The organism is Actinosynnema sp. NPDC023658, from assembly GCF_040639995.1.
Taxonomy (GTDB): Bacteria; Actinomycetota; Actinomycetes; order Mycobacteriales; family Pseudonocardiaceae; genus Actinosynnema.
This window is the reverse complement of the sequence record NZ_JBFAAX010000397.1, coordinates 1-5,314: the sequence shown is the minus strand read 5'-3', so window position 1 is coordinate 5,314 and position 5,314 is coordinate 1. Positions and strand designations below refer to the sequence as shown.

Sequence of the window (5,314 nt, the reverse complement as noted above, 5' to 3'; positions counted from 1 at the left end):
CTCCGCGTAGCGCAGCGTGATCTCGGCGGGCTGGTCGTGCCGGACGGACTGCGCGACGGGCAGCGCCGCGAGCTGGCGGGCGACGGCCTCGGTGACGGCCCGGTTGTCGTACCCGAGGCTCGCGTTCCACAGCGCCGAGCGCGCGTCCAGGTACTCGCGGCCCCGCGCGTCGGTGACGTGGCAGCCCCAGCCGGACACCAGCGCCCGGCCGCGCACCTCGTCCGCCGAGGTGGACCGGGTCAGGGCGCTGAACCACAGCGCGGTGGGCTGGCTCATGGGTTTCCTCCTGGTCGGTGGGATGACTTGAGTGCGGCGGCGAGCAGGTCGGGCAGCTGCGGGCCCGGCAGGAACGCGGCGTTCCACAGCGCGACGTGCCGCAGTCCGTCGGCCACGGGCAGGTCCCTGGTGCGGTCGAGCACGGCCTTGATGCCGGCGACCGCGGCGGGCGGGTGCCCGGCGATCTGCCAGGCGGTGGCGCGGGCGTCCTCCCACAGCGCGTCGGCGTCGTGGGCGACCCTGGTCACCAGCCGCAGCGCCAGCGCCTCGGCGGCGTCGACGTCGCGGCCGGTGAGGGCCAGTTCCCTGGTGGCGGCCGTACCGATGACGTGGGGCAGCCGCTGGAGGGCGCCCAGGTCGGCCACGATGCCCAGCCGCACCTCGCGCAGCGAGAACGACGCCACGGCCGACGCGAGCCGGATGTCGCACGCCGAGGCGAGGTCGAGCCCCGCGCCGACGCACGGCCCGTGGACGGCGGCGACCCACGCGAGCCTGCTGCGGTTGACCGCGCCCAGCGCGTCCTGCATCGCGGTCGCCTCGGCCAGCAGCCTCGCGGGCAGGTCGGCCCGGCGGGCGAGCCTGCGGTAGTGCGGCAGGTACCAGCGCAGGTCCAACCCGCCGCTGAAGCACTCCCCCGCGCCGCGCAGGACGACCGCCCGCAGGTCCTCGTCCGCGTCGAGCGCCGCCACCAGCGCGGGCAGCTCGGTCCACACCAGGCCGGCTCGACCCGGCACCCACCGGTTACCACCGGGGGTGCCGCGGTCATGCCGTTGTCGTGCTGTCGTTCCGCGCGTTCTCCACGCGCCGTCGTCTCGCGGCGTCAGCCGGCGAGCGCGTAGCCCGCCTCTTCGACGGCCGCCCGCACGTCCGCCTCCGCGACCGGCTCGTCGCTGGTCACCTTGACCGCGCCGGTCGGCAGGTCGACGGCCACACCGGTCACGCCGCCAATCTTGGTGACCTCCTCGGTCACGGACGCCACGCAGTGGCTGCACGTCATGCCGGTGACGGTGTAAGTGGACTCGGCCATCGGGTGCTCCTCGTTCGTCGTTTCCGGTTCAGGACCGCACCAGGCGCGCGATCGCCTCGCTCGCCTCGCGGACCTTGGCGTCGGCGCCTTCGCCACCCTGCGTGAGGGCGTCGGCGACGCAGTGCTTCAGGTGCTCGTCGAGCAGCCCCAGGGAGACCGCCTGCAGTGCCTTGGTCGCCGCGGCGATCTGGGTCAGGACGTCGATGCAGTACTCGTCGTCCGCGACCATCCGCTGCAACCCGCGGACCTGCCCCTCGACCCGGCGCAGGCGCTTGAGGACGGCATCCTTGTCCGCGGTGTAACCCGGCATCTCCGGACTCCCTTCGGCCACCCGTCGCGTTCCCGTCAGGGATATTCATACCCCCAGGGGGTACCTGAGTCAACTCGGACGTCAGGCCGGGTGACCGCCGTCACCGACGGGCAGGTCATGGGTGCACCCTACCCCCGTACTGTATTGGTCGCCGGGCAGCGGCGTGCGCCCGGCGCGTCGTCCCAAGAGGACGGGCGGGGCCGAGGTCGGGCGGTGCAGGCGGGGTCGGCTCAGCCGGCGCAGCGGAAGCAGAAGTGGGGGCCGACCGGGCGGTCCCGGCCGTGCCACCCGGCGGCGACGGCCTGCTCCCACAGCGGTTTCCACGTGGTCGCGGCCTCGTCGGACCGGTGGTGGGCACGTCCGCAGTGGTCGCAGATCAGCACGAGCGCGGATTCGTCGTGGTCACCGGGGATGGCGGTCACAGGGGGGTGTCGACTTCCTCGTCGGGTGCGGGGCAGGGGCCGGCCGCCTCCTCGCGACCGGCGCCTGGTCGTGCACCCGGAATTCTCGTGCTGCCGGGCACCACTGTGACCCGGAACGGGCCCGTCGAACCTTGCGATCAGCTTGCGATCCCGGCGGGCGTGGGCGGCGTCGGGCAGTCTGGTGCCCACCCAACGCGAGGATCCGGGGCCATGGACTTGTCCGTACTGCTGGTCGAGGACGACGAGCACATCCGGCAGGCGCTCGGGCTCGCCCTGGCCGACGAGGGCTTCGCCGTCAGCGACGCGATGTCGGGCGAGGAAGCGCTCGACCTGCTGGAGACCACCACGTTCGACGTGGTGCTGCTGGACCTGATGCTGCCCGGCGTCGACGGGCTGGAGGTGTGCCGCACCCTGAGGGCGCGCGGCGACCTGCCGATCACCGTCGAGCCCGCGCGCCCCGACGCCACCGACGTGATCGCCGGGTTGGAGGCGGGCGCGGACGACTACGTGACGAAACCGCTGGTGGCGAGCGTGCTGGCGGCGCGGATCCGGGCGTTGCTGCGCAGGCGCGGCGGCGGGCGGCACGAGGAGGTGATCCGCGTCGGGGACCTGGAGATCCGGCCCGACGCGGGCACCGTGCAGCGCCGCGGCAGCGAGGTGCACGTGACCCGGACGGAGTTCCGCCTGCTGGTGGAGCTGGCGTCGGCGGGCGGCCGGATCGTCACCCGCGAGCAGCTGCTGCAACGCGTGTGGGGCTACGACTACTTCGGTGACACCCGGCTGCTGGACGTGCACATCCGCCGGCTGCGCCGCAAGGTGGAGGAGAACCCGGACGAGCCGACCCTGGTCGTGACCGTGCGCGGGGCGGGTTACCGGATGGACACGTGATGCCCCGGTTCTCGCTGCGCTGGCGCGTCGCGCTGGTGATGGGGTTGGGCTCGGTGCTGCTGACCAGCGCCGTCGCGGTGGCGGTCTGGAACCTGACCTCCGGCTACATGCTGCGCCAGCGCGAGCAGAGCGCGGTGCGGCAGGCCGAGGTCAACGTGCGGCTGGTCGACGCGGCGCTGAGCGCGGGCTCCGACGGCCTGACCGGGCTGCTGACCGGCCTCACCACCGGCCCGGACTCCACCATCCTGCTGTTCCACGGCGGCCAGGTGCTCACCAGCGGGCGGCAGGTGGACGCGCAGGCGCTGCCCCGGCGGCTGGTCGACCTGGGCCGCGCGGGCACGCCCGCCGCGCAGCGGCTCGTCGCGGACGGCATCCCGGTGCTGGCCGTGACGCTGCCGATCGAGTCGACCGAGGGCGCCTACGTCGAGCTGGCGCCGCTCGTGCAGCTGGACCGGACGTTCCGGTTCCTCAGCGCCCTGCTGGTGGCCGTGACGGTGGTCAGCGGCCTGCTGGGGGTGGCGCTGGGCTCGTGGGCGAGCCGGCGGGCGCTGCGCCCGTTGACCGCGCTGACCAGGGCCGCCTCCCGGATCGCGGGCGGTGACCTGGGTGCCCGTCTGCCCACCCAGACCGATCCGGATTTGACCTCGCTGGCCACCACGTTCAACGCGACCGCCGACGCGCTGGAGCAGCGCGTGCGGCGGGACGCGCGGTTCGCCGGCGACGTCAGCCACGAGCTGCGGTCGCCGTTGACGACCATGGTCAACGCCGCCGAGGTGCTGCGCCGCCGTCGCGTCGAGGTGCCCGGCACGGCGGGCAAGGCGCTCGACCTGCTGACGTCCGAAGTGGACCGGTTCGCGCGGATGGTGGTGGACCTGCTGGAGATCTCGCGCGCCGACCAGCAGGCCGACGACCCGGAGCTGGAGACCATCGACCTGGTCTCGCTGGTGATCAACGTCGTCGCGGCCCGTCCGGGCGGGCCGGTCCCGCTGGACACCGCGTCGCCGCCGCCGGAGGTGCTCGGTGACCGCCGCCGCCTGGACCGGGCGGTCGTCAACCTGCTCGACAACGCCGAGCGGCACGCGGGCGGCGTCGTGCGCATCGGGGTGCTCTCCCGGGACGGCGTGGCCAGGATCGAGGTGGACGACGCCGGGCCGGGCGTCCCGCCCGAGCTGCGCGACCGCATCTTCGACCGCTTCGACCGGGGTGCGCGGGCGGGCCGGCGCGGCGCGGACACCGGCAGCGGCCTCGGCCTGGCGCTGGTGGCGCAGCACGTGCAGCGGCACGGCGGCACGGTGCGCGTGGAGGACCGGCCGGGCGGCGGCGCCCGGTTCGTGGTGGAGATCCCGGAGGCCGGACGATGAGGATCGCGTGCCTGCTGGTCGCGTTGTCGCTGGTCGGCGCGTGCGGCGTGACGACCCAGGACGAACCGCAGCCGCTGGTCACGTCCACCGCGAACCCGGTGCCGACGCCGACCCTGACCCAGCGCCCCGACCCGACGACCTCGACCTCCGCCTCGTCCACCACGACGGCCGCCCCACCGACCACCCCGGGCTGAGGCGACCGGGAGCACGACCCCGGACCAGCCGGACCACCACCGCCACGCCGCTGTCCACACCCGGCGGCACGCATGATGGGGCTGTGCGCAGGCGGGTGTTGTCCGGGGTCTCGACGGTCGTCATCATCGTGGCCGTGGTGTTCGGTGGCGCCTTCGCGTTCCAGCGCAAGCTCGTCTTCCTGCCGTCCGGCGGGCCGCTGCCGGCGGCGGGCGAGGTGGTGGCCGGCGGGCGGGACGTCACCCTGACCACCGGCGACGGCCTGCGGCTGACGGCCTGGCACTTCCCGGTCGACCCGGCGCGCGCCACCGTGCTCGTCGCGCCCGGCAACGCCGGGAACCGCCACCTGCGCGTCCCGCTCGCCCGTGCGCTCACCGCGCGCGGCCTGTCCGTGCTGCTGCTGGACTACCGCGGCTACGGCGGCAACCCCGGCGACCCGACCGAGGCCGGCCTGGCGCTGGACGTGCGCGCGGCCCGCGAGTTCCTCGTGCGGGACGCCGGGGTGCCACCCGGGCGGCTGCTGTACTTCGGGGAGAGCCTCGGCGCGGCGGTCGTGGCGGAGCTCGCCACCGAGCACCCGCCCGCCGGGCTGGTCCTGCGCTCGCCGTTCACGGACCTCGCCTCGGTCGGCGCGCACCACTACCCGTTCCTGCCGGTCCGGTGGCTGCTGCTGGACGAGTTCCCCGTGCAGCGGCACGTGGCGCACGTCGACGCACCCGTCACCGTCGTCTACGGCACGGCCGACACGGTCGTACCACCCGGGCAGAGCCGCGCGGTGGCGACGGCGGCGGGCGCGCGGGCGGTCGAGGTCACCGGGGCCGACCACAACGACCGCGTG

The 5,314-nt window shown here is 74.7% G+C and carries 9 protein-coding genes; 4 read left to right on the top strand and 5 right to left on the bottom strand.

The features are described from left to right. The 5 genes from AB0G02_RS27425 to AB0G02_RS27405 all read right to left on the bottom strand — a co-directional run. The coding region (locus AB0G02_RS27425) for an aminotransferase class III-fold pyridoxal phosphate-dependent enzyme (RefSeq protein ID WP_360799117.1) at positions 1-276 on the bottom strand (276 nt) is incomplete at its 3' end. Then, positions 273-1,010, bottom strand: a complete 738-nt coding sequence (locus AB0G02_RS27420; protein ID WP_360799114.1) for an enoyl-CoA hydratase-related protein — start codon at positions 1,008-1,010, stop codon at positions 273-275. The genes AB0G02_RS27425 and AB0G02_RS27420, both read right to left, overlap by 4 nt. Before the next feature lie 86 nt (positions 1,011-1,096). Beyond that, positions 1,097-1,303, bottom strand: a complete 207-nt coding sequence (locus AB0G02_RS27415; protein ID WP_360799111.1) for a heavy-metal-associated domain-containing protein — start codon at positions 1,301-1,303, stop codon at positions 1,097-1,099. Positions 1,304-1,331: 28 nt separating this feature from the next. After that, positions 1,332-1,613 (bottom strand): metal-sensitive transcriptional regulator, encoded by a 282-nt coding sequence (locus tag AB0G02_RS27410; RefSeq protein ID WP_360799108.1) that lies wholly within the window; start codon positions 1,611-1,613, stop codon positions 1,332-1,334. 230 nt (positions 1,614-1,843) lie between these two features. Continuing rightward, positions 1,844-2,035 (bottom strand): hypothetical protein, encoded by a 192-nt coding sequence (locus tag AB0G02_RS27405; RefSeq protein ID WP_360799105.1) that lies wholly within the window; start codon positions 2,033-2,035, stop codon positions 1,844-1,846. 210 nt (positions 2,036-2,245) lie between these two features. Here AB0G02_RS27405 and AB0G02_RS27400 point away from each other — a divergent pair, with 210 nt between their 5' ends. The 4 genes from AB0G02_RS27400 to AB0G02_RS27385 form a co-directional block, all read left to right on the top strand. After that, positions 2,246-2,923, top strand: a complete 678-nt coding sequence (locus tag AB0G02_RS27400) for a response regulator transcription factor (protein ID WP_360799103.1) — start codon at positions 2,246-2,248, stop codon at positions 2,921-2,923. Continuing rightward, a complete protein-coding gene (locus tag AB0G02_RS27395; RefSeq protein WP_360799100.1) occupies positions 2,923-4,284 on the top strand; it encodes a HAMP domain-containing sensor histidine kinase in 1,362 nt (453 codons plus the stop codon). The genes AB0G02_RS27400 and AB0G02_RS27395 overlap by 1 nt, the downstream gene beginning before the upstream one ends. Continuing rightward, the gene (locus AB0G02_RS27390) at positions 4,281-4,478 is read left to right on the top strand and encodes a hypothetical protein (protein WP_360799097.1); all 198 of its coding nucleotides are present in this window, start codon (positions 4,281-4,283) and stop codon (positions 4,476-4,478) included. Before AB0G02_RS27395 ends, AB0G02_RS27390 begins: the two co-directional genes overlap by 4 nt. Positions 4,479-4,561: 83 nt before the next feature. Beyond that, positions 4,562-5,314: alpha/beta fold hydrolase (locus tag AB0G02_RS27385; protein ID WP_360799094.1), on the top strand; the 753-nt coding region annotated here is incomplete at its 3' end.

What these genes read in the sequence shown, in the direction of transcription:
- AB0G02_RS27415 (WP_360799111.1), bottom strand. Translation starts at nt 1,303, where the DNA reads ATGGCCGAGTCCACTTACACCGTCACCGGCATGACGTGCAGCCACTGC.
- AB0G02_RS27410 (WP_360799108.1), bottom strand. Translation starts at nt 1,613, where the DNA reads ATGCCGGGTTACACCGCGGACAAGGATGCCGTCCTCAAGCGCCTGCGC.
- AB0G02_RS27400 (WP_360799103.1), top strand. Translation starts at nt 2,246, where the DNA reads ATGGACTTGTCCGTACTGCTGGTCGAGGACGACGAGCACATCCGGCAG.
- AB0G02_RS27395 (WP_360799100.1), top strand. Translation starts at nt 2,923, where the DNA reads ATGCCCCGGTTCTCGCTGCGCTGGCGCGTCGCGCTGGTGATGGGGTTG.
- AB0G02_RS27390 (WP_360799097.1), top strand. Translation starts at nt 4,281, where the DNA reads ATGAGGATCGCGTGCCTGCTGGTCGCGTTGTCGCTGGTCGGCGCGTGC.